Origin of the sequence: Nocardioides currus (assembly GCF_003057875.1) — a bacterium.
GTDB lineage: Bacteria > Actinomycetota > Actinomycetes > Propionibacteriales > Nocardioidaceae > Nocardioides > Nocardioides currus.
The window spans coordinates 209,500-235,032 of sequence record NZ_PYXZ01000002.1 but is presented as its reverse complement, the minus strand read 5'-3'; the positions used below and the strand labels follow the sequence as shown (position 1 = coordinate 235,032).

Sequence of the window (25,533 nt, the reverse complement as noted above, 5' to 3'; positions counted from 1 at the left end):
GGGCATGCCTGAGGGCAGCACAAACACGAGGAGTCAATCTACCGGGGGGCCCATGAGCGGTCAAAACGCCGGGCGTCGGTGCTTGACTGCGATCAAGCGGTCGTTTCGTACGCCGCCGGGTGGGCGTGCAGGTCCGAGAACCGCACGCCCCTCGCCCGGGCGAACAGCAGGCTCGCGCCGGCGATGCCCGCGATCGTCAGCAGCCCGCCCAGGACGAGGGTCCAGCGGGCGCCGAACGCCTCGCCGATCCAGCCGATGATCGGCGCGCCGAACGGGGTGCCGCCCATGAAGATCATCATGTAGAGGGCCATCACCCGCCCCCGCACGCCGGGCTCGAGGTGGAGCTGCATGTAGGCGTTCGCGCTGGTGATCAGGGTCAGCGCGGAGAGGCCGACGAGCGGCGCCATGATCGCGAAGGCGACGTACGACGGCATCAGGCCGGACAGCGTCACCAGCACCCCGAAAGCCAGTCCGGCCACGATCACCAGCCGCTGGCGCACGCGCTCGCGACGGGCCGCTAGCAGCGCGCCGCTGAGCGAGCCGACCGCGAGGAAGGTGCCGAGGAGGCCGTACTCGGTCGGGCCCTTGTCGAAGACCTCGGTCGCCATCAGCGCACTGGTCATCTGGAAGTTGAGCCCGAAGGTGCCCGCGGAGAAGACGATGGCGAGGATCAGGAGGAGGTCGGGGCGGGCCCGGACGTAGGCGAACCCCTCGCGGATCGCGCCCGGGCCGGGCCGCGTGAGCTCAGGGGAGTCGAGGCGGCTGGCGTCCATGCCTCGCAGGGCGAGGATCGGTGCGACGTAGGAGATGCCGTTGAGCAGGATCACCCAACCGGTGGCGACCGCTCCCCCGCCGAAGGCGGCGATCAGCACGCCGGCGAGGCCGGGTCCGACCAGGCGGGCGGCGTTGAAGCTGGCGGAGTTGAGGCCGACGGCGTTGGTCAGGTCGTCGGGCTCGACGATCTCCGAGACGAAGGACTGGCGGGCCGGGGCGTCGAAGGCCGAGGCGAGGCCGAGCACGAAGGCCAGGACGTAGACGTGCCAGATCTCGGCGGTGCCGGTGACGGCCAGCAGGCCGAGGACAACGGCCGGCAGGGCCATGCCGAGGTTGGTCATCTGGAGCAGTCGCTGCTTGGGCATCCGGTCGGCGACCAGACCGGTGAACGGGCCGAGGAGCAGGAACGGCAGGAACTGCAGGCCGGTGGTGATGCCGAGCGCAGCGCCCGAGCTGGCGGTCAGCTGGAGGACGAGCCAGTCCTGGGCGACCCGCTGCATCCACGTGCCGGTGTTGGAGACGACCCCGCCCGCGGCGTACAGGCGGTAGTTCGGGTTGTGCAGTGAGCGGAAGGTGGGACTCAAGTCTGTGTTCGTGCTCCTTCTCGTGGTTGGTCAGTCGGCCTGCGAGAGGCGGTCGAGGATGGGCGCGGCCCGGCGCAGGGCGTCGCGCTCCTCGGCGGTCAGGTGGGTGAGCTGCACGGCCAGCCAGGCGTCGCGACGCTTGCGGTCGGCCAGCACGACCTCGCGGCCGTGCTCGGTCAGCGCGACGACGACCACGCGACCGTCGGTCTCGTGGGGGCGCCGGGTGACGTTGCCGAGCTCCTCGAGGCACGTCACGGTGCGGGTCATCGACGGGGGCTGCACGCGTTCGAGGCGGGCGAGCTCGCCGATGGTCAGGTCGCCGCGCCGCAGCAGAAGCCCGAGCACGGCCATCTGGCCGAGGCTCAGGTCGTTGTCGGGGTGACGCTCACCGGCGAGGCGGCGCCGCAGGCGCATGACACCGACCCGGAGCTCGGCGGCGAGCCCCGCATCGGTGCGGACGACGGCTTGGGTGGTGGGCATGATGCTTAGCATAACTCATTAGTTCTGCTAAGTATTCCGGCGGCGATGTCGCCGGCGCGCCCGGACTCCGCGCGGGAAATGTGAACTTCTGGGGGTTTGCTTGCCCCCCGAAGTCTGGGTTTCCCCGGCTACCCGGGGAAACCGAAGGAGGCGAAACCGTCAGGAGAGCCAGCCGCTGATCGGCGAGTAGGCGAAGTAGACGACGAAGAGACCGGCGACGATCCACATGAGCGGGTGCACCTCGCGCACCTTGCCGGTCACGACCTTGATCAGGACGTGGGCCACGAAGCCGGCGCCGATGCCGACGCTGATGGAGTAGGTGAAGGGCATCAGCACGACGGTGAGGAACGCGGGGATGGCGATCTCGACGTCACGCCAGTCGATCTCGGTGACCTGCTGCATCATCAGGAAGCCGACGAGCACCAGCGCGGGCACGGCGGCCTCGGACGGGATGGCCGCGACGAGCGGGGTCACGAACATCGCGAGCAGGAACAGCACACCGGTGACGACGGAGGCCAGGCCCGTACGGGCTCCCTCTCCGACCCCGGAGGCCGACTCGATGTAGGAGGTGTTGGAGGAGACGCCGGCCGCGCCGCCCGCGATGGCCGCGACCGAGTCGACGACCAGGATCCGCTGCGCGTTCTCCGGCGTGCCCGCCTCGTCGTTGAGCCCGGCCTCGGCGCCGATCGCCGTCATCGTGCCCATCGTGTCGAAGAAGTCGGCGAGCAGCAGCGAGAAGACCAGCAGCAGCGCGGCGAGCACGCCGCCCTCCACGGAGCTGAACGCGCCGAAGAGATCCACCTCGCCGAGGGTGTCGAAGGACGGCAGGCCGACGAGGTCGCCGCTCAGGGAGGGCACGCTCAGCGACCAGCCGCCCGGGTTGTCGGCCGACGCCGGACCGAGGTCGCCCACCGCCTCGATGACGACCGCGAGCACGGTGCTGGCCAGGATCGAGATCAAGATGGCGCCCCGCACCCGGCGGACCCACAGGCCGATCATCAGCAGCAGGCCCAGGCAGAACACCAGCACCGGCCAGCCGACGAGGTGCCCGTCGGCGCCGAGCTGGACGGGCACGGTGGTCTGGTAGGCGTCGGGGATGCGGGTGACGAAGCGCGCGTCGACGAAACCGATCAGGGCGATGAACAGGCCGATCCCGACCGAGATCGCGACCTTGAGCTGCTGGGGTACGGCGTGGAAGACCGCCTTGCGGAAGCCGGTCAGCACCAGCGCGAGGATCACGATGCCCTCGAGCACGACCAGGCCCATCGCGTCGCCCCACGTCGAGACGCGGGCGATGGAGTTGGCGACGAACGCGTTCAGCCCGAGGCCGGTCGCCAGCGCGAGCGGGAAGTTGGCGAGGCCGCCCATCAGGATGGTGAGCAGTCCGGCGACCAGCGCCGTGCCGGCCGCGATGGCCGGGATCCCGCTGCCGGGCTCGGTGCCGCCGCCGAGGAAGGTCCCGGTCGAGTCGGGGACGAAGCCGAGGATCAATGGGTTGAGCACGACGATGTAGGCCATCGTCAGGAAGGTGACGAGGCCGCCGCGCACCTCCGTCCCGATGCTCGATCCCCGTTCGGCGATCTTGAAGAAGCCGTCGATGCCGCCGCCCTTGACCGTCACGGGCGTGATTGTGGCAGAGCCCGCGTTTCAGTGGTGTTGCGCGACACGGTCAGGACGCAGGGGCCCGCACCTCCAGGGCGTCGCGCACCCGGCCGCAGAGCGCCTGGTAGTCGGGGAGCCCGCGGATCTCGGCGACCGGGACCCGCTCGCCACTGCCGAAGACGGCCGACTCGTCGAGCACGATCCGACCGGGCCGCGGGCTCATCACCATGACGCGGGAGCCCAGGAACACGGCCTCGTCGACGCTGTGGGTGATGAAGAGGATCGTCTTGCCGGTCGCGCGCCAGATCTCGAGCAGCTCCTCCTGGAGCCGCTCGCGGGTGATGGCGTCGAGGGCGCCGAACGGCTCGTCCATCAGCACGATGTCGGGGTCGGCGGCCAGCACGCGGGCGATCTGGGCGCGCTGCTGCATCCCGCCCGAGAGCTCGTACGGCCGGTGCCGGCCGTAGTCCGCCAGGCCGACCAGCTCGAGGTGGCGCCGGACCGTCGCGTCCCGCACCTCTGGCGCGATCCCGGCGAACTTCGGACCGAGCCCGACGTTGCCCGCGACACTGAGCCACGGGAACAGGTTGGGCGCCTGGAAGACGACGCCCCGCTCGGCACCGGGCCCGCGGATCTCCTCGCCGCCGACGAGCACCCGACCCTCGTCGGGCCGCACGAACCCGGCCAGCAGGCGCAGGAGCGTGGTCTTCCCGCAGCCGGAGGGTCCGGCCAGGGCCACGAGCTCGCCGCGCTCGATCGTGAGGTCGATCGGCCCCAGGGCGGGGACCGGCGCGTCGCCGTACCTGTGGGTGAGGGCCTCGACCCGGACGCCGGTGGCGGTCACCGGGCGCCCGCCTCCGCGAAGGACGGGCTGACGTGGTCGGCGTAGACCTGCTTGTCACCCACGGCCTCGACCTCGCCCTGCTCGAGCAGGAAGGTGGCGGTCGAGAAGAGGTCGGAGCCGAGCTGGCCGCCGAGGTAGTCGGGTCCGGCCTGGTCGGCGGCGGAGACGAACTCGAGCCCGCCGAGCTGGGTGGTGGCCTGCTCGGGGCTGACGCCGAGCACCGCCGCGACCGACTCGGCGGCGGCGGTCGGGTCGTCCTCGATCAGCGCGACGGCGTGGTCCTGCGCCTTGATCCACTGGGCGAGGAACTCCGGGTTGGCCTCGGCGAAGGCGTGGTCGACGGTGCCGACGTCGAAGGTCGGGAAACCTTCCTTCGCGGTGTCCGCACTCGAGAGGATGCGGGTGCCGCCGGCGTCGAGCAGCTGCGTCTGCGCGGGCTCCCAGATCCAGGCGGCGTCGATCTCGCCCTGCCACGCGCCCGGCATCGCCTCGGGCTCGAGGTTGATGACCTCGACGTCCGTGCTCGGGTCGAGCCCGGCCTCCCCGAGCGCCTGGAGCAGGGAGTAGTGGGCGGTGCTGCTGAACGGGACGGCGATCGTTTTCCCCTTCAGCCCGGCGACGTCGGTGGCGTCCTTGGCGACCAGCGACTCGGCGTCGCCGATGACGTCGTGGATCCACACGACGTCGATGTCGACCTGGTCGACGAGCGGCGCCGACGCGGCGCGGGCCGCCGGTGCCGAGCCCATCAGCCCGAGGTCGAAGTCGCCCGAGCCGTAGCCTTTGAGCACGTCGCCGCCCGACGGGGCCTGCTTCCACTCGATGGTGGCGTTGGGCATGCAGGCCTCGAGGATCCCCTGGTCCTTGACGATCACGTCGCCGTTGGGGATGGCCTGCCACGCGATGCGGGCGGTGGTGGTGATCGACTCGTCGGGCTTCCACGGGCAGTCCGCCGCGGTTGCCGTGGTGTTGGTGGACGTGGCCGACGCGTCGTCGCCGCGGCCGGACTCGACGCAGCCGGTCAGGACGGCCAGCGCGGCGACGGCGGTGAGGGTGAGGGCAGGGGTACGGCGCATGTGTGGTGCTCGCTTCCGGGCGGGACGTTCGGGTGGACGAGGGGTGGTCAGGACTGCCCGCGCCAGGGCACGAGCCGGCGCTCGAGCCACGTGAGGCCCAGGTCGAAGACGATGGCGGTGAGGCCGATGACGGCGATGCACGCGATGACCAGCGGGCTCTTGAGCTGCTGGCCCGAGAGGTAGGCCAGCCCGCCGACGCCGGGGATGCCGTTGGAGATCTCGGCGGCGACGACGGTGGTCCAGGCGAAGCCGACGGCGACCCGGACGCCGGTGAGGATCTCGGGCAGGGTGCTCGGCAGCAGCACGCCGGTCATGATCTGCCGTTGCGAGGCGCCGAGCGCCCGGGCGGCGAGCACGTGGTCGGTCCGCACGCCCCGCACGCCGCTGATGGTGGCCACCGCGATCGGCGGGAACGCGGCGAGGAAGAGCAGCCAGATCTTCGACTGGTCGCCGATGCCGAACCACACGATCAGCAGACCGATGTAGGCCAGCGGCGGCAGCGAGCGCAGGAAGTTGAGGTAGGGCTCGAGCACGTTGCCGATGACGCGGCTGGTCCCCATCACCAGTCCGAGGGGTACGGCGAACACGACCGCGGCGCCCACCCCGATCCCGATCCGCTGGAGGCTCGCGACCAGGTGCTCCCACAGGTAGTAGTTCTGCTCGCCGCGCACGATCCGGTCGGACCCGGGGCTCAGCGGATGGTCGGTGTTGGCCCGCACGAACGCGTCCCACACGGCGCCCGGCGAGGGCAGGAACAGCGGCTTGACCAGCTCGAGCCGGGTGACCAGCCACCACGAGCCGAGCAGCACCGCGACGGTGAGCAGGTGCGGCAACCAACCGCGCACGCGGGAGCGGCCGGAGGCCACGCCTGACTGCGGAGCGGTCGTGGCGGGAGGGGCGGGGGCGGTCTGGACTGTCATTAGTCGAGTAATCTACCTGACAAAGGAGAGTCGCTGCACGCCGGTGTCCACGGGTAGCCTGAGCGCATGGAGCTGAGGGACGACCAGAAGACCCAGCACGAGATCGGCAAGCGCACCTACATCGTGGCCCAGGTCGCCCCGCTCGACGTCGACGGCGTGCGCACCACCGAGGTCGGCGTCGCCGTCTGGCTGATCGCCTTCGTCGCCCTCCTCCCCTTCTACGACGCCCTGCAGGACAGTGGCCGCACCTGGTGGCTGTGGACCTGCCTGGCCGGCTTCGGCCTGGGCCTCTTCGGCCTGGAGTACTGCCGCCGCCGCCGCAAGGCGCGCGCCGAGCTCGTCGAGCCGTGAGCCTCCCCCCGACCCGCTGGGAGCTCGTCGGCGAGGGCAACCGCGGCTACGGCCAGCACTTCGCCGCCCTGGTGGCCGACGGCGCCGACATCACCGGTGAGGCCCGGCTGGCCGACGCCCTCGTCCCGCGGCACGCCCGCATCCTCGACGTCGGCTCCGGGATGGGCAGGATCGCCGCCGCGCTGGCGGCGCGGGGCCACGACGTGGTCGCCACGGAGCCGGACCCGGCCCTGCGGGAGCAGTCGCGGTCGACGTACGCCGACCTGCCGGTGCTCCCCCACGAGGCGCTCGCCATCCCGCCGCTCGAACCCTTCGACCTGGTCGTCGTGGTCGGCAACGTGCTGGTCTACCTCGGCGAGGACACCGAGCGCGACGTGCTCGCCCACCTGCGGTCGCTGCTCGCGCCGGGTGGTCGGATCCTGGCGGGCTTCGAGCTGGCCAGCACCAAGAACGGCAGCCGCACCTACCCCGCCGACGAGTTCGTCGCGGACGTCGAGGCGGCGGGGCTCGGCGTCGTGTGGCGGTTCGGGAGCTACGAGCTGCACCCGCCGGACGACGACTACGCCGTGTGGGTGCTGTCCGCCGACCAGGCCGACTAGCTAGAGCGACTCGAGCTCGTCGTCGGTCAGCGTGTCGAAGACGTGGTCGGGCACCGGGATCGGCTGCTGCTTGCGGGCCAGCTTGACCTCGGAGTGCGCACCACAGCCGTGGTCGAGGGTGACGACCTTGCCGTCGTCGTTGGCGTTGCCGTTGGCGCAGACGCCGAAGGTGTCGGAGAGCGGGCCGGCGAGCCGGACCAGGAAGCCGCACGACCAGCAGGAGTCGGGGGCGCTCTTCGCGAGCGGCGCCTCGGGACCGCCGTCGCCGGCGTACCACCGCTCGGCCGCCATGTCCCGGCCCTCGATCGACAGCGTGCGGACGCGACCGAGGCCGAGGTCCCCCGCGACCTGGCGCACCTGCGCGCGGGCGTCGGGGTCGAGCGGGTCGTCGCCGACGAGGTAGGTCGGGACCAGGCGCGGGTCCTCGTCCTCGACGGGGAGCAGGTCGCCCGGGGAGAGGTCGCCGGGCTGGAGGCGCTCCTTGTAGGGCACCCAGGATGGCGCGACGATCGCGTCGGAGCCGGGCAGCAGCACGGCCTCGTTGACGGTGGCCCGGGTGGCGTCGGCGTCGCGGGTGACGGTCACCGACCAGTGCCAGCCGACGTAGCCCGGTCGCGTGCAGGCGAAGGTGTGGGTGACGACGAGCTCGTCCTCGTGGTGGACCCCGAGGTGCTCGCCGACGTCGCCGCCGCCCGTCAGCTCGAGCACGGCGGCTCGGGCGTCCTCGACGGCCGCGGCCAGGATGGCGTCGGGCGAGGTCTCGTCGAGGTCGATCACCGTCGCATCATCGCAAACTCCACCGGGTCTGTCAGTTCGACCTGCCACACGGACGCCTGATGCACCACCGCACTCCACCCACACGGCAGGATTGGCCCATGACCACCGACCACGAGCCCCCCGGCGACGCCACCGCGCCGCACCGGCTCGCGAGCGCCGGCCGGGGCGTGCGAGCCGCGGGCCGCGGTGTCGGGCGCGGCGTGGCCGGGGCCACCCGGGTCACCGGCCGGGCCGGCCGCTACACCGTGCGTACGGCGCGGCGTGCCGCCCGGGCCGAGGGCGCCGGCGAGTCCGGACTGTCCCGCCTGATCGCGCTGCACGCCGTCAACGCCGCCGGCGACGCGGCCGTCGCGATCTCGCTGGCCGGCACCCTGTTCTTCCAGGTGCCCACCGGGGAGGCGCGCGGACAGGTGGCGCTGTTCCTCGGCCTGACGATGCTCCCGTTCGCGATCGTCGCGCCCCTCATCGGTCCGTTCCTCGACCGCTTCAGCCACGGCCGCCGCTGGGCGGTCGGCTCCACGATGGCCATCCGCGCCTTCCTGTGCTGGGTGCTGGCCACGGCGGTCGCGACCGAGTCCGACTGGCTGTTCCCCGCGGCGCTGGGCGTCCTGGTGGCGTCCAAGGCGTACGGCGTCACGCGCGCCGCCGCCGTACCCCGACTCGTCCCCCCGACCCTGACGCTGGTCAAGGCCAACGCCCGGGTGTCGCTGGCCGGCGTCGTCGGCGCGGCGCTGTCCGCCCCGATCGCCGTGCTGGCCTCGACGGCGGGGCCGGAGTGGTCACTGCGCTACGGTTTCGTGCTGTTCGTGGTCGCGACCATCTGGGCGATCCGGCTCCCGAGCCGCGTCGACTCGAGCGTCGGGGAGGGCACGCTCGTGCTGATGCCCGCGGCCCGCGACCGGCAGCCCGAGACCGGCGGCAAGGGCCGGCGGCCTCGCACCCCGATCCCGGCCGCGGTGGCCTTCGCGCTGCGGGCCAACTGCGGTCCGCGCTGGCTCTCGGGGTTCCTGACGATGTTCATGGCCTTCCTGCTGCGCGACAACCCGATCGGCGACTGGAAGCCCGAGGTGCTGCTCGGCCTCGTCATCGGCGCCGCGGGACTGGGCAACACCCTGGGCATCACCCTCGGCTCGGTCCTGAAGAAGATCGACCCGAGTCTGACGGTCGTGCTCGCGCTGGCCGCCGACGCGCTGGTCGTGCTCGTCGCGTCGCTGTTCTACGGCCTGCCGTCGCTGGTCGCGCTCGGCCTGACGGCCGGGCTGGCGCAGTCGCTGGCGAAGCTGTCCCTCGACTCCACCATCCAGCGCGACGTCCCCGAGCGCATCCAGGCGAGCGCGTTCGCCCGCTCCGACACCACCCTCCAGCTGGCGTGGGTGGTCGGCGGGTTCGTGGGCATCGCGATGCCCTTGATGCCGCGCCTCGGGCTCGGGATCGCGTGCGGGGTGCTCTTCGCGTGGGCGGTCTACGTGTTCCTCAGCCGCCCGGGACGGGTGCGTACGGCGCCCGCGACCGCCTGAGGGTCAGAGCTCGAGCTCGTCGGCCAGCGCGCGCAGCAGCTTGGCCGTCGGCCTGGCGGTCTTCGCCTCCGGGTGCCGGCCGTGGCGGTAGGTCTCGCCCACGCCGTCGAGCAGCCGGATCAGGTCCTCGACGATGGTGACCATCAGCTCGGGGTCCTTGCGCTGGGCGTTGCGCTTGTTGCGCGAGACCGAGGCGGGAGCGTCGACGACGCGCACCTGGAGCGCCTGGTCGCCGCGCCGGCCCTGGGCGATGCCGAACTCGACGCGGGTGCCGTTCTTGATCGTCGTCATGCCCTCGGGGAGCGCGTCGGCGTGCAGGTAGACGTCGGGGCCGCTGTCCTGCGACAGGAACCCGAACCCCTTGTCGGCGTCGAACCACTTCACCTTGCCACTGGGCACGGCCTGACCTCTTCTACTCGCACGTCCGCACGACCGCCCTGCGCGATCGCGGTCGAACTCTAGGCCGACCCGCCAACACGCCGCCAACCGATTGGCGCCGGTGGACATCGGCGGGACGTCGCTCAGCCGACGCCCAGGTGCTCGTCGAGCCAGCCCGGGAAGTCGGCCAGGCTGTCGAGGACGACGTGGGTGCCGGCGGCGACCAGCTCCTCGCGGGTGCACCCGCCGGTCAGCACCGAGACGCTGACGACACCGGCCGCGAGCGCGCCCTCGACGTCGTGCACGTGGTCGCCGACGTAGACCGACGCACCCTCCTGGCGCAGCACGTCGGCCTTGCCGACCCCCCACACCGTCCCCTCGACGTGGTCGACGTCGAGGGCGAGGTGGTCGACGTGCCGCTGCGCGTTGGGCGCGAACTTGCCGGTGACGACCAGGACGCGGCCGCCGTGGCGGCGTACGGCGGCGAGCGCCTCGTGCGCGCCCGGCAGCACCGGCACCGGGGTGATGGAGTGGTCGACGTAGAGCTCGCGGAACCGGTCGACGGCGGGCCCGATGGCCTCCTCGGCGAGGTGCGGCCGCAGGATCACGTCCAGCGGCGGGCCCAGCCTCCGGGTCAGCTCGGCGACCGGGAAGCCGACGCCGAGCTCGGCGCCGAGCGCCTCCAGGGTCGCCGCGAAGCCCGGCACCGTGTTGATCAGGGTCATGTCCAGGTCGAAGCCGACGACGAGCTCGGGAGCGGGTGCGGGGGCCGGTGAGGACATGGCGCCAGCGTAGGTCCCGCCCGGGGACGGCTTTGCCTCCCCTCCGACCGGCTGACACCATGGAGGGTTCCGCGTCACAATGGCGCACTCCTGTCCCACCGACCGTCGAGGACCCACGTGAAGACCGTGCCGATCCGAGCCACCGCGACCCGGGGCTCGCGCGCGCTCCTGGCCGCGGTCGTGGCCGCGGCGGCGGTGACCGGCGCGCTGGTGTCGGCGCCCGCCGGGGCGGCCGCCGACGATGCCACCAGCCTGCAGCTGGTCACGCTGTCCGGGGCCGGGACCTCGGGGTCGGGCGACGATGCCGCGGCGTTGCTCGCCCGTCAGGACGCCGTCCTCGCCACGATCGGTTCTCCCACCGCCACCTACCGGTGGACGACGGCCCTCAACGGCTTCGCCGTCCAGCTGACGAACGACCAGGTGACCGTCCTCGAGGACGACCCCGAGGTGGTCGGGGTCGAACCCAGCACGGTGCTGCCGATGGCCGGGCGGATCACCTCGTCCGGTGCCCAGGCGGCCCAGCTCGCCGGGCCGCGGGGCGACGTCGGGCGCGGCGGGTCGGGCGTCGTCATCGGCTTCGTCGACTCCGGCCTGGCCCTCGGGTCGCCGCTGTTCGCGGACGTGCCCGGCCTCGGTGCCGGAAACGACTCCTACACCGGCGAGTGCACCGCCGGTGACGGCTGGCCCTCGTCCTCGTGCAACCGCAAGGTGGTCGGCGCCGGCTGGTGGGTGGCCGGCTTCGGCGCCGACCGCATCCGCTCCTCCGAGCGCCTCTCACCGCTCGACGTCGTCGGGCACGGCACCCAGGTCGCCTCCGTGGCGGCCGGCAACTCAGACGTCTCGGTGCGCGTGCGCGGGCGGACGATGGGCGACTTCGGTGGCGTGGCGCCGCGTGCCCGGATCGCGGCCTACAAGGCCTGCTGGGCGGCTCCCGACCCGGCCGACGACGGCTGCGCCACCGCCGACCTCGTCTCCGCGATCGACCGCGCCACCGCCGACGGGGTCGACGTCCTCAACATCGCCGTCGCCGGCCCGGCCGCGGTCGACACCGTCGAGCGCGCCCTGCTCGGCGCGGCCGAGGCCGACGTCGTGGTCGTGGGCGCGGCCGGCAACGCAGGTCGCTCGTCGTTCGCCGGCCACGCCTCGCCGTGGGTCACCACCGTCGGGGCCACCCGCGGCAGCACGCTGCGGGGCCGCGTCTCGGTCGTGGGCGGACCCAGCCTGACCGGGGCCAGCCGGTCTCGCCGGTCACTCGCGCCGGTCCGGCTCGTGGTCGGCGCCGACGTCGCCGCCTCGGGCGCGCGGCAGCGGGACGCCCGCCAGTGCCGCCCCGGCTCCCTCGACGCCCGCCGGGTCGCGGGCCGTGCGGTGCTCTGCGTGCGCGGCGGCATCGGGCGCGTCGACAAGTCCGAGGCGGTCGCGCTCGCCGACGGTGTCGCGATGGTGCTGGTCAACGAGCGTCCCGGCGTCGTGATCGACGACTTCCACAGCGTCCCGACCGTCCAGCTCACCCAGCGCGACGGCCGCCGCCTGTCGCGGTGGGCCCGCACCCACGTCCGCACGACGGTCCGGATCGCCGGGCTCCCCTCCGGACGCACGCCCGCCCGCGCGGCCGGCTGGTCCGCGCCGGGCGACTCACGCTCCACGGTCCTGAAGCCGGACGTCGTCGCCGTCGGCGAGGGAGTCCTCGGCGCCGTACCCGGCTCGTGGGCGCTGTTCTCCGGCACCTCCGCCGCCACCGCTCGCGTCAGCGGCCTCGCCGCGCTGCTCCGCTCGCGCCACGACTGGTCCGCACCGGTCGTCCGCTCCGTCCTCACCACGACCGCGCGGCCGGTCGCGGGCGCGCCCACGCTCACGCAGGGCAGCGGGCAGGTCGGCGTCGCGCTGCCGAGGCCCGGGCTGGCCCTCGACGTACGCCCCTCGAGCTACCGCAAGGCCCTCGAGGCCCACTCCTGGCGCGGCCTCAACACGTCCTCGATCATCGTCCGCGGCGGGGGCACGACGACTCGCCGCGTCACCAACCTCGGCTCGCGCGCGGAGTACTTCTCCGGGCAGGCGCTCGGCTTCACCCGTCACCAGGTGCGGCTGACCCCGGTCGCCCTCCGGCTCGCGCCCGGCGAGACCGCGACGGTCCGCGTCACCATCACCGGTCCGACCGGGCCCACCCCCCTCGACGACGGCTGGGTCGTGTGGCGTGGCGCCCGCGGCTCCGAGACCCGGATCCCGGTCGCGATCACCCGCTAGGTCGGCCGGTCAGGCCTCGCGGCGCACCGACATCTGACGGTCGCCGAACGACACGGTGTCGCCGTCGACCAGCGTGGCCGGCTTCCCGGGGGCCAGGGGCCGAGACACGCCCTGCCGCACCAGCACCGAGCCGTTGGTGGAGCCGCGGTCCATGACGACCAGGGCACCGTCGGGCGCCGGGCCGAACTGGGCGTGCGTCTTGGAGACCGACATGTCGCTCGAGGTCAGCGGCACGAGGTGGTGCACCTGCTCGCCCGAGCGCGGCTCGGGGCGGCGGCCGACCAGGGCCAGGCCCTGGACGACGAAGGTCTCGCCGTTGTCGAAGGTGACCCGCCAGCGCGGGCCCGCCGGCGTGGCGCCGGGCACCGTCCGGACCACCGTGCGGCCGTCGTCCGCGGGCGGCCGCTGGATCGGCGGGGCCGACGGCGGCGCGGCGTGCTGCGGCGGGGCGGCGTGCTGCGGCGGGGCGGCGTGCTGCACCGGTGCTGGCGGGGCGGCCGGAGGCGGAGCCTGCGGGGCCGGCGCCTGCTGGCGTGCCGGCTGCTGGGCGACGGGCGGCGGGGTCTGGACCGGGGCCTGGACCGGGGGCTGGCCGGGAAGGGGGGTACGCCGCGTCGACTGCTCCGGGTTGACCCGGCGCGGCGTCGGGGCGATCTCGACGGGCGGCGCCGGGATCAGGCGCAGGGCCGTCAGGTTCACCACGTGGCGCGGGGCGTCGTCGACCTCGTCATCGACGTGCTCGACCGGTCGGACGTCCACGACGACCGAGTGCGCGAGGTGGTCGTGCCAGCCGCGGCGCTGGTGGCCCCGGTCCTCGACGGCGGTCCAGGCCAGCGTGGCGAGCCCGAGGGCGAACGTGGGCACGGACGCGATCGCGAGCACGATCGATCGCAGCAGCGAGCGGCCGATGCCGATGGGGGTGCCGGTGCCGTGGTGCACGACCCGGAGGCCGACCAACGCCTTGCCGGGAGTCGTGCCGCCGACCCCGACCGAGACGACGAGGGCGAGCCACACGACGGCCATCACGCCGGCGGCGACCCACACGGCGGTCCACACGTCGTCGAGCGCCAGCCACGCGCCGAGACCGGCGGCCGCGACCAGCGTCCAGCCGAGGAGCCGGTCGACGAAGAAGGCGTAGAAACGGCGCTCGAGCTCCGCGATCGGGTAGCTCGCCGAGGCCTGCTGGTCGCTCACGTCTGGTCCTGGCGCGTTCTCGAGCCGGCTCACGGGTTGGTCGTCTGGATGGTGACGCCGTCGCCGAGGTCGAGGATCGCGCCGGGGATGAGCGAGACGGCGATGCCGGCCTGGAGGTCCTCGGCCGGAAGCCCGGGCTGCACGAGCACGGTGCCGTTGGTGGAGCCCATGTCGGTCACCACGGCCATGCCGTGGTCGGCACCGGCGCCGGGACGGATCTCGAGGTGCGTCGAGGAGATCTCGTGGTTGGGACTGGCGACCGTGACGAGGTGGGGCTGGTCGCTGGACGCGAACCGCCGGGCCTCCGGCGCGCGGCCCACGAGGATCACCCGGTCGACGTCGACCACCTCGCCGGTCGAGAAGATGAGCTTGGCGACGGGGTGCGCGACCACGGCCGGGGCGAGCTCCTGGCCGGGGATGCCGACCTGGGGCCGGACGAAGTCCTCGACCGGCGTGCCGACCGTGGTCTGTCCGTCGTGGTCCTGGCTCTCGTACGGCGCCGGCTCGGGCTGTTGGTCGGGAGCGACCGTGCCGCCGGTGACGGCCGGGTGCTCGCCGGTCGGCGTCGGGTCGTCCGCGCTGGGCGCGCCGAAGCTCAGCGGCTCGCCGGGCTCGGGAGCAGGTTCGGGCTCGGGCGTCGGCTCGGGCGTCGGCTCGGGCGTCGGCTCGGGCGTCTCCGCCTCGAACGGCGCGCTCTCGTCGGCCACGTCGGACGCGGCCGGCTCGGCCGGCTCGGGCTCGGCGGGGACCGCCACGGGCTCGGGCTCGGCGGGCACCTCGACGGGCGCGACCCCCGGATCGGTCTCCTCGACGGGCGCGGCAGCGACTGCGCCGGCGGCGTCGGGGGCGTCGGGGGCGGAGGCCGCGCCGGACGCCTCCCCGAACTGCACCGCCGACGCACGCGCGACGCCGGTGACGAGCGCCAGGGCCGACTCGCCACCGGCGGACCCGGCGACCAGGCGACCGCCCGTCACCCCCGCGAGCGTGCGGTCGGTCCACAGGACGTCGGGCTCGTGCGCCACGTCGACGTCACCCTCGGCCGTGTGGAACGTCGCGGCGACGCCGCCCCGGACCAGCACGCGGGTGGGCTCGCCGTGCCCCACGAGCGCGAACCCGGACAGGTTGGTCAGGCCGTCGGCGACGAGGCCGTCGAGCACCTCGTCGAAGCCGGCGCCCCGGTCGGCGATGTCCCACAGCCCGGCGACGCGGTCACGGGCATCAGCCGGCACCAGGGCGGTGACCTGCTCCCCCACGACGGCGTACCAGTCGCCGGCGGCGAAGGTCCTCGTGTGCGCGGCGTCCTCGGTCACGGTCGGGCCCCCAGCTTGTCTTCGAGACTCGCGCGCTGACGCTCGGAGTCGTAGGAATCATCGTGGACCAATCCCACCACATCGACGACGACCGCCGTGGCGTTGTCGCGACCTCCGGCGTCGAGGGCGGCCTGCACGAGCGCGTCGGCGGCGTCGCGGGGGTCGTGGACCCGGTCGAGGATGTCCTCGATCGCCTTGTCCTCGATCATCCCGCTGATGCCGTCGCTGCACAGCAGGAGCCGCTCGGCGGCGGACAGCGGCAGCAGGAAGAAGTCGGGCGCGACGCCCTCGGGGCTCCCGAGGGCGCGGGTGATCACGTGCCGCTCCGGGTGCGTGGCCGCCTGCTCGGCGGTGATCTCCCCGGCGTCGATCAGCTCCTGCACCACCGAGTGGTCGACGCTCACCTGGTCGAGCTCGCCGTCGTTGAAGCGGTAGATCCGGGAGTCGCCGAGGTTGGCGAGCATCCACTTGGTGCCCTCGTGGTCCTCGACCAGGACGGCGGCGACGCACGTGGTGCCGGCGTGCCAGCGCGGGTGCGTACCGCGCTGCGCCTCGCCGTACTGCAGGATCCGCACCTGCGCGCGGGACAGGGTCTCGGCGACGGACTCGGCGCCGCGGCGGGTGTCGTAGCCCAGCTCGACCATGCGCGCGAACTCCTCGACCACGATGCGGCTGGCCACGTCGCCGCCCGAGTGGCCGCCCATCCCGTCGGCGACGACGAAGACCGGCGGGGCGACGAGGAAGGAGTCCTCGTTGACCTTGCGCACGTGGCCGACCTCGGAGGCGGCACCGTGGTGCAGATCGACCGGCTTCATGCCCAGCCTCCACCCTCGACGACGATGAGCCACCGCGTGGGCTCGGCGAGTAGCGTAGAAGGGATGTCGAGCAAGGAGCAGGCGCCCCCGCGGACGCTGGCAGAGATGTTGCGCCGCTGGCCGGATGAGAGGCTCGCGGCGCTCCTGCGCGACCGTCCCGATCTCGCCACTCCCGCACCTCATGATTCCGCGCAGCTCGCGTCCCGCGCCGCGACTCGTATTTCTGTCCTCAGGGCGCTCGACAGCCTCAGCCGACTCGAGCTCTCCGTGCTTGATGCCCTCGTGGTTGCAAACCAAACCACCCAATCCGAACTTCTGCGGATCGTCCACGCCGACCCCGACGCGGCGGCCGCGGCCTGCGACCGGCTGGTCGACCTGGCGCTGGTCTGGGAGTCACCCGGCGGTCTGCGACCGCTGAGCGGGGTGGCCGAGGCGCTGCGCGGCGACGAGGCCGCGGGCGTGAGCGGCCTGCGCCCGATGTCGCCCGACCCGGCCACGCCGGACGAGGTCGAGGGCCGCCTCGCCCTCATCAGCCCCGGGGCGCGGGCCCTGCTGGAGCACGTGCTGGCGCACGGCAGCGAGGGCACGACCGGCAACGCCCGGCGCACCGTGTCCCCCGCCGACGCGGCGACCCCGGTCGAGGAGCTGATCGCGCACCGTCTGCTCGTCCCGCGCGACGGCGGGCTGCTGGTGCTGCCCGGCGAGGTGGGCATCGCGCTGCGGGGCGGTCGGACGACGACCACCCCGCGCGACGCCGTGCCCGAGATCGCGTCGTCGGCGCGCGAGTCCACCCTCGTCGAGCGGACGGCCGGCGGTGCGGCCTTCGACGTCGTACGCCGCACCGAGCTGCTCCTCGACCACTGGGGCCTGGAGCCGCCCGCGACGTTGCGCAGCGGCGGTCTCGCCGTGCGCGACCTCAAGGCCGCGGCCGCCGAGCTGCAGGTCAGCGAGCCCGAGGCCGGGCTCCTCGTCGAGGTGGCGGCCGCCGCGGGTCTGCTGACGACGGCAACCGACCCCGAGGGCAACGAGGTGTGGCTGCCCACCGACGGCTTCGACACCTGGGCCGCGAGCTCGACGGCCGAGCGCTGGGTGACGCTCGCGCTGGCGTGGCTCGACACCACGCGGCTGCCCAGCCTGATCGGCGGCAAGGACCCCGGGGGCAAGACGTGGAACGCCCTCGCCCCCGACCTGTCGAGCGTGATGGCACCCGAGGCCCGGTCGCTGGCGCTCACCGAGCTGGCCGGGCTGCCCGAGGGCCAGGTCCTGGCGACCGGCACCGGGGTCCCGTCGGTCGTGGAGCGCGTCGCGTGGCTGCGACCGCGGCGGCCGTCGGTGCACCGCGACCTGGTCGCGGCGGCCGTCCACGAGGCCGGCCTGCTGGGCCTGGTGGGCGCCGGCGGCCTCTCGACGGCGGGCCGCGCGGTGCTCGAGCACGACCACGACGCGGCCCTGGCGGCGATCACCCCGCACCTGCCCCAGCCGGTCGACCACGTGCTCCTCCAGGCCGACCTGACGGCCGTCGCGCCCGGTCCGCTGGAGACCGAGCTGGCCCGCACACTCCACCTGCTCGCCGACGTCGAGTCCCGCGGTGGTGCCACCGTCTACCGCTTCACCACCGGCTCGGTCCGCCGCGCCTTCGACGCCGGCTGGTCCGCGCTGGAGGTGCACGACTTCGTCGGCTCGGTCTCGCGGACCCCCGTCCCCCAGCCGCTCACCTACCTCGTCGACGACGTGGCCCGGACGTTCGGCACGGTGCGGGTCGGCTCGGCCGAGGCGTTCCTGCGCGCCGACGACGAGGCCGCCCTCACCGAGCTGCTCCACCACCCGAAGGCGAGCACCCTCGGGCTGCGTCGGATCGCCCCGACGGTGCTGATCTCCACGGTCCCGATCGACCTGCTGCTGCCGCGCCTGCGCGAGCTCGGGGCCGCGCCGGTCGTCGAGGCACCCGACGGCACCGTCCGGGTCGCTCGGCGCGACCTGCTGCGTGCCCGCCGCCCGCGCACGTCCCGCACGCGGTCCGCCGCGGCGGCCCGCGCCCACGCGACGGTGGCGTCGGTCGTCACCGCGATCCGCAGCGGCGACCGGGCGACGGAGGGCCGTCCCGCGACCCCGGCCGTCGCCACCACGCCGTCCGGCGCCCTGGCCGCGCTGCGCGAGGCGATCGAGGCCCGCGAGACGGTGGTCATCGGCTACGTCGACAACCACGGTGCGAGCTCCGACCGGGTCGTCGACCCCCTGCGACTCGAGGGCGGCCAGCTCACGGCGCACGACCACCGCAGCGACGACGAGCGGCTGTTCGCCGTGCACCGCATCACGACCGTGACGCCGCTGTCCCCAGCCCGACCGTAGAGTGGTGCGGTGGACTTCATCCGGTATGCCGAGTCGGCGGCAGCCCTGCTCAACACCGAGCTGCCCGACGCCGACGCGCTGCTGGCCCACCTCTCCGACCGCGCGTGGCTCCACCCCACCCTCGACGACCGCGACGTGACCGCACTCCAGCGCTTTCAGGTCGCGCTGCGCCCCGTCTTCGAGGCGTCGGACGCCGGCGAGGTGCGCGCCGTCGTCACCACCCTCAACGAGCTGCTGGTCGAGCACCCGGTGACCCCGATGATCAGCGACCACGACCCCGACGACCTGCACATGCACGTCGCCAACCGGGCGGCCTCCGTCTCCGACCTGCTGATCAGCGAGTCGCTGATGGGCCTGGCCAACCTCGTGTGCGACCTCGGCGCGACCCGGCTGGGCCTGTGCCAGGCGGTGAAGTGCGACCACGTCTTCGTCGACACCTCGCCCAACCAGTCTCGCCGCTACTGCTCGGAGCGCTGCTCGTCGCGTGCCAACGTCGCGGCCTACCGCGCCCGACAGAAGGCCGCTGCTGCTTCATGAACGACGGACCCCTCATCGTCCAGAGCGACAAGACCCTGCTGCTGGAGGTCGACCACCCCGGTGCCGGCGAGGCCCGCAAGGCCATCGCACCCTTCGCCGAGCTCGAGCGCTCGCCCGAGCACATCCACACCTACCGGCTGACGCCGCTCGGGCTCTGGAACGCCCGCGCCGCCGGCCACGACGCCGAACAGGTCGTCGACGCACTGCTGACGCACAGCCGCTACGCCGTGCCCCACGCGCTGCTGGTCGACATCGCCGAGACGATGGGCCGCTACGGCCGGCTCCGGCTGGAGAAGCACCCCACCCACGGGCTCGTCCTGTCCAGCACCGACCGACCGGTGCTCGAGGAGGTGCTGCGCGCCAAGAAGATCGCCGGGATGCTCGGCGCGCGCATCGACGACGACTCGGTGGTGGTGCACGCCAGCGAGCGCGGCAACCTCAAGCAGGCCCTGCTCAAGCTCGGCTGGCCGGCCGAGGACTTCGCGGGCTACGTCGACGGCGAGGCGCACCCGATCGAGCTCGCGCAGGACGGCTGGGAGCTGCGGAAGTACCAGTCCGAGGCCGCCGAGTCGTTCTGGCACGGCGGCTCCGGCGTGGTCGTGCTCCCGTGCGGCGCCGGCAAGACGATCGTCGGCGCGGCCGCGATGGCGCAGGCCAAGGCGACCACGCTGATCCTCGTCACCAACACCGTGAGCGCGCGGCAGTGGAAGGACGAGCTGGTGCGCCGTACGTCCCTGACGGCCGACGAGATCGGGGAGTACTCCGGCTCCGTCAAGGAGATCCGGCCGGTCACCATCGCGACGTACCAGGTGATGACCACGCGCCGGAAGGGCGTCTACTCCCACCTCGAGCTGCTCGACGCACGGGACTGGGGTCTGATCGTCTACGACGAGGTCCACCTGCTGCCGGCGCCGATCTTCCGGATGACCGCCGACCTCCAGGCCCGCCGCCGCATCGGCCTGACCGCGACGTTGGTGCGCGAGGACGGGCGCGAGGGCGAGGTCTTCTCGCTGATCGGGCCCAAGCGTTACGACGCGCCGTGGAAGGACATCGAGGCGCAGGGCTACATCGCGCCCGCCGACTGCGTCGAGGTCCGCGTCACCCTGCCCGAGGGGCAGCGGATCGCCTACGCCACCGCCGAGCCCGAGGAGCGCTACCGGCTCGCGTCGTGCACGCACGCCAAGATCGACGTCGTACGCCGCCTGGTCGACCAGCACCCGGAGCGACCCACGCTGGTGATCGGGCAGTACATCGACCAGCTCGACGAGCTCGGGGAGGTCCTCGGCGCGCCGGTGATCAAGGGCGAGACGCCGGTCAAGGAGCGCCAGCGCCTCTTCGACGCGTTCCGCTCGGGCGAGGAGCCGCTACTGGTGGTCTCCAAGGTCGCCAACTTCTCCATCGACCTGCCGTCCGCGGAGGTCGCGATCCAGGTCAGCGGCTCGTTCGGCTCGCGGCAGGAGGAGGCCCAGCGCCTGGGCCGGCTGCTCCGGCCCAAGGCGGAGGGCAAGTCCGCGCACTTCTACACGGTGGTCTCGCGCGACACCGTCGACGCCGACTTCGCGCAGAACCGGCAGCGGTTCCTGGCCGAGCAGGGCTACGCCTACCGGATCATCGATGCCGCCGACCTCGACACCGCTCGCTGAGCGCTGGCCGCTGCGGGCACTGACCGAGGTCCGCGACGAGCTGCTCGTCGCGTGGGACCGGCCGGGCTACCACGACCTGCGACACCTCGCCGAGGTGCTCGACCGCCTCGACGACCTCGACCGCGACGGCGCCCGCTTCGACCGGGTGCCGGTGGCGCTGGCGGCGTGGTTCCATGACGCGGTCTACGACGGGCGGCCCGGCGCCGAGGAGCGCTCGGCCCTGCTCGCGGAGGCATGCCTGCCCGACCCGCCGGCCGCGGAGGTGGCGCGACTGGTGCGGATGACCGAGCACCATCAGGCGTTCCCCGACGACCTCAACGCCGCCGCCCTCAGCGACGCCGACCTGGGCATCCTGGCGGCCGGTCGCGACCGCTACGAGCAGTACGCCCGCGACGTACGCACGGAGTATGCGCACGTGCCCGACGCCGACTTCCGCGCGGGACGGGCCGCGGTGCTGGGCGACCTGCTGGACGGACCGTCACTGTTCCGTACGCCGCAGGGCAGGGCGTTGTGGGAGGAGCCGGCGCGCGCCAACGTGGCGGCCGAGATCGCGAGCCTGACGGGCTAGGACGGCTCGCCGAGCTGGACGTGCATCGTGAAGCGGTCGGGCCGGAAGGCCGAGCGGGACACGTTGACGACCTTGTCGCCGCACAGGGCACGGCGCGAGAGCTGGAGGACCGGCGAGCCGGGGGCGATCTCGAGCAGGGAGGCCTCGTCCTCGGTGGCGGCGCTCGCGGAGATCGCGTCCTCGGCCCAGGTCGGGCGCAGGCCGCGGTCCTCGAGCGCCTGGTAGAGGCTGGTGGGCATGCCGCTCTGGAGGAAGCCGGGGAGCAGGACCTCGTTGAGGTAGGCGTCCTCGACGCAGATGATCTGCTGGTCGGCGCGACGCAGGCGCTTCCAGTGGATGACCGCGTCGCCGGGTGAGATGTCGAGCGCGCGGGCCACGCCGGGTCCGGCCTGCTCGCGGCGGGCCACCAGCGTCTGCGACTCCGGCAGCAGGCCGCGGACCTTCATGTCCTCGGAGTAGGACGAGAGACGGCCGACGCGCCGGCGCGGGTGGGCGACGAACGTGCCGCGGCCGGGGACCCGCTCGAGGAGGCCCTCGGTGACGAGGACGTCGAGCGCCTGGCGGACCGTCATGCGGGCGACGCCGAAGCGGGCGACGAGCTCGCGCTCGGAGGGAGCGGCCGACCCGGGAGCGGCGCCTGCCACCAGCTCCCGGACGTACTCACGCACCTGGACGTGCTTGAGCCCGCCCTCGCTGCGCTTCGCCTCCACGGTTTCCACATGCAGAGAGTAGGACCGTTATCACCCGGGCGTAAGTAAATCTTGCCAGCACATGTGAACGAGACGTCCACAAAATGTGGGATTCATTCCGATCCGATGGCCCGGAGCACGTCCAGCCTCGCCGCGCGGCGGGCCGGGAGGAGCGCGGCCAGGACGCCGATCACGACCGAGACCGCGAGGAAGACCGCGAGCTGCCCGGACGGCACCGAGATGACCTCGAGGCCCTCCTCGCGCAGGGAGTACATCAGCGCGATCCCGAACCCGATGCCCAGCACCACGCCGAGCACGGCGCCGAGCACCGAAATCACCACCGACTCCAGCGTCACCATCCGGCGCAGCTGGGGACGGCTGAGCCCGATGGCACGCAGCAGCCCGACCTCGCGGGTGCGCTCGATGATCGACAGGGCGAGGGTGTTGACGATCCCGAGCACGGCGATCAGCAGCGCGAGGCCGAGCAGGGCGAAGATCATCAGCACCATCTGGTCGATCGGCTCGCGCTGCTCGGCGGCGAAGCCCTGCTGGTCCTTGACGGTCACGATCGGCGAGTCCTCGACCACCGCGTCGAGGGCGTCCTGCATGCCGGGGCGGTCGTCGGTGTCGACGATGAGGAAGTTGTCGGCGTCGGGCGAACCGGCCCGGACGAGGGTCGTGGGCGTGGTGACGATCGACCCGAAGACGATCGGGTTCTCGGCGAAGATCCCGACGACCTCGAGCTGCTGCTCGCCGTCCGCGAGCTCGACGGTGGCCCGGTCACCGACGGAGAGGCCCTCCTCGGCGGCGTACGTCTCGTCGAGCAGGACCGTCCCGTCGACGAGGCCGGCGAGGTCGCCCTCGACCAGGTCGACGCCGAGGCCGTCGCGCAGGGTGCTGCGTGAGGCCGCGCTCACCGCCTCCCCGTCGAAGCCGGCGGCGAAGAAGCGCTGCGCCCACACGCTGTCGACGCCGGGCAGGTCGGCCATCTGGCGGCCCACCTGGGTGGAGAAGCTCTGCCCGACCAGGCTGCTCACGACGTAGTCGCCGACGAAGTTCTCCTCGATCGTCTGGTCGACGCTGGCCTTCGCCGAGTCGCCGACGATGGCCATGGTGCAGGCCAGGGACAGGCCGATCATCAGCGCCGAGGACGTCGCGGTCGTACGCCGCGGGTTGCGCAGCGAGTTCTGGCCGGCGAGCGCGCCGACGGAGCCGAAGAGGCGGGCGTAGAGCCAGGACGCGGCCGCCAGCAGCGGGTGGCTGATCACCGGGCTCGCCGATGCGACGCCGAGCAGGATCGCGAGGATCCCGCCGCCCACGAAGTAGAGCGGCTTCGGGACCGACTCGGCCAGTCCCGCCGCCAGCGCCGCCCCGCCCGCCAGGATCATCACCACCCCGACCAGCAGCCGACGACGCAGCGACGACTCCGGCATCGCGATGTCGTCGCGCATGGCCTGGACGGGAGCGATCCGCGTCGTCCGGCGGGCCGGGAACCAGGCCGCGCTCATCGTCACGACCACGCCCACGGCGTACGCCGCGATGATCGTCCTCGGAGCCATGATCAGCGGCTGCCCGGCCAGGTCGAGGCCGAACTGCGCGAACAGGCTGCGGATGCCGATGGCGAGCAGCACCCCGAGGCCGAGCCCGATCGTCGAGCCGAGCAGGCCCAGCACGAGCGCCTCCAGCAGCACCGAGCGGGTCACCTGCTTCTTGCTCGCCCCCAGCGCCCGGAGCAGCGCGAGCTCACGGCTGCGCTGCGCGACCAGGATCGAGAACGTGTTGACGATCAGGAAGGCGCCGACGACCAGCGAGATGCCGGCGAAGATCAGCAGGAAGGTGGTCAGGAACCCGACCGCCTCCTGGATGACGGTGGCGGCCTCGTCGGCGGCCTCGTCGCCGGTCACGGCCTCCACCCCGTCGGGCAGAGCGTCGGCGACCGAGGCGGCGAGGTCCTCCTGGCTGGTGCCGGGCTCGGCGGTGACCCAGATGTCGGTGTAGGCGTCCTTGCCCTTGAGGAACAGGTCCTGCGCCGAGCGGGTGTCGAAGCCGGTGAAGGTCGCGCCGTTGAGCGAGCCGCCCTCGGGGAACCCGACGATCCCGACCAGCTCGGCCGTCAGCGTGCCCTGGTCGGTGGCGGTGACGAGGTTGACGTCCTGGCCGATGACGTAGCCGCCCTCGCCCGCGGTGGACGAGTCGAGCAGGATCTCGCCCTTCTTCTCCGGCGCCCGGCCGCCGATGATCTCCATGCCCGCGAGGTCGTGACCGGCGGGGGCGTCGGTCCAGTTGCCGCCGATGCTGGGCGGGCCGTTGCCGCCGATGAGCTTGCCGTCCTTGCCGACGACGTAGACCCCGAAGCCGGTCACGTTGCCGTCGACCCGGGCGGCGCCGTCGATCCCCTCGAGCTCGTCGACCAGGGCCGCGTCCACCGTGCGCGTGGTCGGCTCGGCGGCGGCGTCGGTGTTCTCGGGGCGTACGACGACGTCGCCGACCGTCGAGGCCATCAGGGCGGTGAAGCTGCGGCTCAGGGTGTCGCTGAAGACGAGGGTGCCGACGACGAACGCGACGCCGATGACGATGGCGAACGTGCTCATCAGCAGGCGCACCTTGCGCCCGAGCAGGCTCTTGAGGGCCGCGCGGAACATCAGCCTGCCGCCGGCGTGTGCTTCTTGGTCATCTCGAGCACGCTGTCGCGGTCGGGGTCGCGCAGCTCGTCGACGATCCGGCCGTCGGCGAGCAGGACCACCCGGTCGGTGTAGGACGCCGCCACCGGGTCGTGGGTCACCATCACGATCGTCTGCCCGTGGTCGCGGGCGCTGCGCCGGAGCAGGTCGAGCACCTCGGCGCCCGAGGTGGAGTCGAGGTTGCCGGTCGGCTCGTCGGCGAAGACGATCGTCGGGCGACCGACGAGGGCGCGCGCGACCGCCACGCGCTGCTGCTGGCCGCCGGAGAGCTGGTTGGGCCGGTGGCCCAGCCGTTCGCGGATGCCGACCGTCTCGATGACGGTGTCGAACCACTCGCGGTCGGGCTTGCGGCGAGCGATCGACTGCGGGAGCACGATGTTCTCCTCGGCGCTCAGCGTAGGGACGAGGTTGAAGGACTGGAAGACGAAGCCGATCTCGTCGCGACGCAGCCGGGTGAGCTCTTTGTCCTTCAGGCCGCCGAGCTCCTGGTCCCCGATCCACACCTCCCCCGACGTCCCGGTGTCGAGGGCGGCGCAGCAGTGCATCAGGGTCGACTTGCCCGACCCACTGGGCCCCATGATCGCGGTGAACTCGCCCGCGACCAGGTCGAGGGTGACGCCGTCGAGCGCCCGCACCATCGCGTCGCCCTTGCCGTAGGTCTTGGTCAGGTCGCGGACCCGAGCGGCCACCTGGGTGGGCGGGGCCGCGTGCGCGCCGGTCGTCATGGGTCCAACCCTCCCGCAGCGGCACAAACGACCGCTACCGGGATCGTCCCTGATCGGCGCGTCAGGGTTGTGTCGAACGCATGTTCGACCTAGCGTC

At 73.1% G+C, this 25,533-nt stretch carries 23 protein-coding genes; 8 read left to right on the top strand and 15 right to left on the bottom strand.

The genetic code is table 11. The features are described from left to right. Positions 1 to 92: 92 nt before the first annotated feature. From C7S10_RS06170 to C7S10_RS06145, 6 genes are all read right to left on the bottom strand, one after another. Complete coding sequence (locus tag C7S10_RS06170) at positions 93 to 1,358, bottom strand: MFS transporter (RefSeq protein ID WP_108343548.1); 1,266 nt, start codon at positions 1,356 to 1,358, stop codon at positions 93 to 95. A 30-nt stretch (positions 1,359 to 1,388) separates the two neighbouring features. Continuing rightward, positions 1,389 to 1,838, bottom strand: coding sequence for a MarR family winged helix-turn-helix transcriptional regulator (locus tag C7S10_RS06165; RefSeq protein WP_243395240.1), 450 nt, complete (start codon positions 1,836 to 1,838; stop codon positions 1,389 to 1,391). Between the two features lie 159 nt (positions 1,839 to 1,997). Beyond that, positions 1,998 to 3,458 (bottom strand): NCS2 family permease, encoded by a 1,461-nt coding sequence (locus C7S10_RS06160; protein ID WP_243395239.1) that lies wholly within the window; start codon positions 3,456 to 3,458, stop codon positions 1,998 to 2,000. Positions 3,459 to 3,507: 49 nt separating this feature from the next. After that, positions 3,508 to 4,284 carry an ABC transporter ATP-binding protein gene (locus C7S10_RS06155; RefSeq protein WP_108343546.1) on the bottom strand — a complete coding sequence of 259 codons (777 nt, stop codon included), beginning with the start codon at positions 4,282 to 4,284 and terminating at the stop codon, positions 3,508 to 3,510. After that, positions 4,281 to 5,357, bottom strand: a complete 1,077-nt coding sequence (locus C7S10_RS06150; protein ID WP_108343545.1) for a taurine ABC transporter substrate-binding protein — start codon at positions 5,355 to 5,357, stop codon at positions 4,281 to 4,283. Before C7S10_RS06150 ends, C7S10_RS06155 begins: the two co-directional genes overlap by 4 nt. 47 nt (positions 5,358 to 5,404) lie before the next feature. After that, positions 5,405 to 6,277, bottom strand: coding sequence for an ABC transporter permease (locus C7S10_RS06145; RefSeq protein WP_108343544.1), 873 nt, complete (start codon positions 6,275 to 6,277; stop codon positions 5,405 to 5,407). Positions 6,278 to 6,343: 66 nt separating this feature from the next. Between C7S10_RS06145 and C7S10_RS06140 the strand changes: the two genes are divergently transcribed. Both C7S10_RS06140 and C7S10_RS06135 read left to right on the top strand, forming a co-directional pair. After that, the gene (locus C7S10_RS06140) at positions 6,344 to 6,628 is read left to right on the top strand and encodes a DUF2530 domain-containing protein (protein WP_108343543.1); all 285 of its coding nucleotides are present in this window, start codon (positions 6,344 to 6,346) and stop codon (positions 6,626 to 6,628) included. Next, positions 6,625 to 7,227 carry a class I SAM-dependent methyltransferase gene (locus tag C7S10_RS06135; protein ID WP_207769257.1) on the top strand — a complete coding sequence of 201 codons (603 nt, stop codon included), beginning with the start codon at positions 6,625 to 6,627 and terminating at the stop codon, positions 7,225 to 7,227. The genes C7S10_RS06140 and C7S10_RS06135 overlap by 4 nt, the downstream gene beginning before the upstream one ends. Here C7S10_RS06135 and C7S10_RS06130 read toward each other — a convergent pair whose 3' ends face one another. After that, positions 7,228 to 8,004 (bottom strand): DUF3027 domain-containing protein, encoded by a 777-nt coding sequence (locus tag C7S10_RS06130; RefSeq protein WP_108343542.1) that lies wholly within the window; start codon positions 8,002 to 8,004, stop codon positions 7,228 to 7,230. Between the two features lie 98 nt (positions 8,005 to 8,102). Here C7S10_RS06130 and C7S10_RS06125 point away from each other — a divergent pair, with 98 nt between their 5' ends. Further along, positions 8,103 to 9,521, top strand: a complete 1,419-nt coding sequence (locus C7S10_RS06125) for an MFS transporter (protein WP_108343541.1) — start codon at positions 8,103 to 8,105, stop codon at positions 9,519 to 9,521. Between the two features lie 3 nt (positions 9,522 to 9,524). Here C7S10_RS06125 and C7S10_RS06120 read toward each other — a convergent pair whose 3' ends face one another. Continuing rightward, positions 9,525 to 9,920 carry a cold-shock protein gene (locus C7S10_RS06120; RefSeq protein WP_108343540.1) on the bottom strand — a complete coding sequence of 132 codons (396 nt, stop codon included), beginning with the start codon at positions 9,918 to 9,920 and terminating at the stop codon, positions 9,525 to 9,527. 122 nt (positions 9,921 to 10,042) lie between these two features. Beyond that, positions 10,043 to 10,681: an HAD family hydrolase gene (locus C7S10_RS06115; RefSeq protein WP_108343539.1), complete on the bottom strand. Its 639-nt coding sequence runs from the start codon at positions 10,679 to 10,681 to the stop codon at positions 10,043 to 10,045. A 117-nt stretch (positions 10,682 to 10,798) separates the two neighbouring features. On the opposite strand from C7S10_RS06115, the gene C7S10_RS06110 reads away from it, so the two are divergent. Beyond that, positions 10,799 to 12,925, top strand: a complete 2,127-nt coding sequence (locus C7S10_RS06110) for a S8 family serine peptidase (RefSeq protein ID WP_108343538.1) — start codon at positions 10,799 to 10,801, stop codon at positions 12,923 to 12,925. Between the two features lie 9 nt (positions 12,926 to 12,934). Here the strand turns inward: C7S10_RS06110 and C7S10_RS06105 are convergent, their stop codons facing one another. From C7S10_RS06105 to C7S10_RS06095, 3 genes are read right to left on the bottom strand one after another with little or no spacing between them, the layout of a single operon-like run. Continuing rightward, positions 12,935 to 14,119: an RDD family protein gene (locus tag C7S10_RS06105; RefSeq protein WP_165807070.1), complete on the bottom strand. Its 1,185-nt coding sequence runs from the start codon at positions 14,117 to 14,119 to the stop codon at positions 12,935 to 12,937. Positions 14,120 to 14,148: 29 nt separating this feature from the next. Beyond that, on the bottom strand, positions 14,149 to 15,429 hold the full coding sequence (locus C7S10_RS06100) for an FHA domain-containing protein (protein ID WP_108343536.1): 1,281 nt from the start codon (positions 15,427 to 15,429) through the stop codon (positions 14,149 to 14,151). Beyond that, positions 15,426 to 16,244 carry a PP2C family protein-serine/threonine phosphatase gene (locus tag C7S10_RS06095; protein ID WP_108343535.1) on the bottom strand — a complete coding sequence of 273 codons (819 nt, stop codon included), beginning with the start codon at positions 16,242 to 16,244 and terminating at the stop codon, positions 15,426 to 15,428. Before C7S10_RS06095 ends, C7S10_RS06100 begins: the two co-directional genes overlap by 4 nt. Positions 16,245 to 16,526: 282 nt before the next feature. Here C7S10_RS06095 and C7S10_RS06090 point away from each other — a divergent pair, with 282 nt between their 5' ends. From C7S10_RS06090 to C7S10_RS06075, 4 genes are read left to right on the top strand one after another with little or no spacing between them, the layout of a single operon-like run. Further along, on the top strand, positions 16,527 to 18,593 hold the full coding sequence (locus C7S10_RS06090; protein ID WP_243395238.1) for a helicase-associated domain-containing protein: 2,067 nt from the start codon (positions 16,527 to 16,529) through the stop codon (positions 18,591 to 18,593). 9 nt (positions 18,594 to 18,602) lie between these two features. After that, entirely contained in the window at positions 18,603 to 19,130 is a 528-nt protein-coding gene (locus tag C7S10_RS06085; protein WP_108343533.1) for a CGNR zinc finger domain-containing protein, read from the top strand. Continuing rightward, a complete protein-coding gene (locus C7S10_RS06080; RefSeq protein WP_108343532.1) occupies positions 19,127 to 20,773 on the top strand; it encodes a DNA repair helicase XPB in 1,647 nt (548 codons plus the stop codon). The genes C7S10_RS06085 and C7S10_RS06080 overlap by 4 nt, the downstream gene beginning before the upstream one ends. Next, the gene (locus C7S10_RS06075) at positions 20,745 to 21,341 is read left to right on the top strand and encodes an HD domain-containing protein (RefSeq protein WP_108343531.1); all 597 of its coding nucleotides are present in this window, start codon (positions 20,745 to 20,747) and stop codon (positions 21,339 to 21,341) included. Before C7S10_RS06080 ends, C7S10_RS06075 begins: the two co-directional genes overlap by 29 nt. Here the strand turns inward: C7S10_RS06075 and C7S10_RS06070 are convergent. The 3 genes from C7S10_RS06070 to C7S10_RS06060 form a co-directional block, all read right to left on the bottom strand. Then, positions 21,338 to 22,060, bottom strand: coding sequence for a GntR family transcriptional regulator (locus tag C7S10_RS06070; protein WP_243395237.1), 723 nt, complete (start codon positions 22,058 to 22,060; stop codon positions 21,338 to 21,340). The two genes, C7S10_RS06075 and C7S10_RS06070, sit on opposite strands and share 4 nt — an antisense overlap. Positions 22,061 to 22,143: 83 nt before the next feature. After that, positions 22,144 to 24,672, bottom strand: a complete 2,529-nt coding sequence (locus C7S10_RS06065; RefSeq protein WP_108343529.1) for an ABC transporter permease — start codon at positions 24,670 to 24,672, stop codon at positions 22,144 to 22,146. Continuing rightward, the gene (locus C7S10_RS06060; protein ID WP_108343528.1) at positions 24,672 to 25,436 is read right to left on the bottom strand and encodes an ABC transporter ATP-binding protein; all 765 of its coding nucleotides are present in this window, start codon (positions 25,434 to 25,436) and stop codon (positions 24,672 to 24,674) included. Before C7S10_RS06060 ends, C7S10_RS06065 begins: the two co-directional genes overlap by 1 nt. Positions 25,437 to 25,533 lie beyond the last annotated feature (97 nt).

Coding starts and splice junctions, on each gene's coding strand:
- C7S10_RS06165 (WP_243395240.1), bottom strand. CDS start 1,838: ATGCCCACCACCCAAGCCGTCGTCCGCACCGATGCGGGGCTCGCCGCC.
- C7S10_RS06150 (WP_108343545.1), bottom strand. CDS start 5,357: ATGCGCCGTACCCCTGCCCTCACCCTCACCGCCGTCGCCGCGCTGGCC.
- C7S10_RS06145 (WP_108343544.1), bottom strand. CDS start 6,277: ATGACAGTCCAGACCGCCCCCGCCCCTCCCGCCACGACCGCTCCGCAG.
- C7S10_RS06140 (WP_108343543.1), top strand. CDS start 6,344: ATGGAGCTGAGGGACGACCAGAAGACCCAGCACGAGATCGGCAAGCGC.
- C7S10_RS06125 (WP_108343541.1), top strand. CDS start 8,103: ATGACCACCGACCACGAGCCCCCCGGCGACGCCACCGCGCCGCACCGG.
- C7S10_RS06115 (WP_108343539.1), bottom strand. CDS start 10,681: ATGTCCTCACCGGCCCCCGCACCCGCTCCCGAGCTCGTCGTCGGCTTC.
- C7S10_RS06095 (WP_108343535.1), bottom strand. CDS start 16,244: ATGAAGCCGGTCGATCTGCACCACGGTGCCGCCTCCGAGGTCGGCCAC.
- C7S10_RS06080 (WP_108343532.1), top strand. CDS start 19,127: ATGAACGACGGACCCCTCATCGTCCAGAGCGACAAGACCCTGCTGCTG.
- C7S10_RS06075 (WP_108343531.1), top strand. CDS start 20,745: ATGCCGCCGACCTCGACACCGCTCGCTGAGCGCTGGCCGCTGCGGGCA.
- C7S10_RS06065 (WP_108343529.1), bottom strand. CDS start 24,672: ATGTTCCGCGCGGCCCTCAAGAGCCTGCTCGGGCGCAAGGTGCGCCTG.
- C7S10_RS06060 (WP_108343528.1), bottom strand. CDS start 25,436: ATGACGACCGGCGCGCACGCGGCCCCGCCCACCCAGGTGGCCGCTCGG.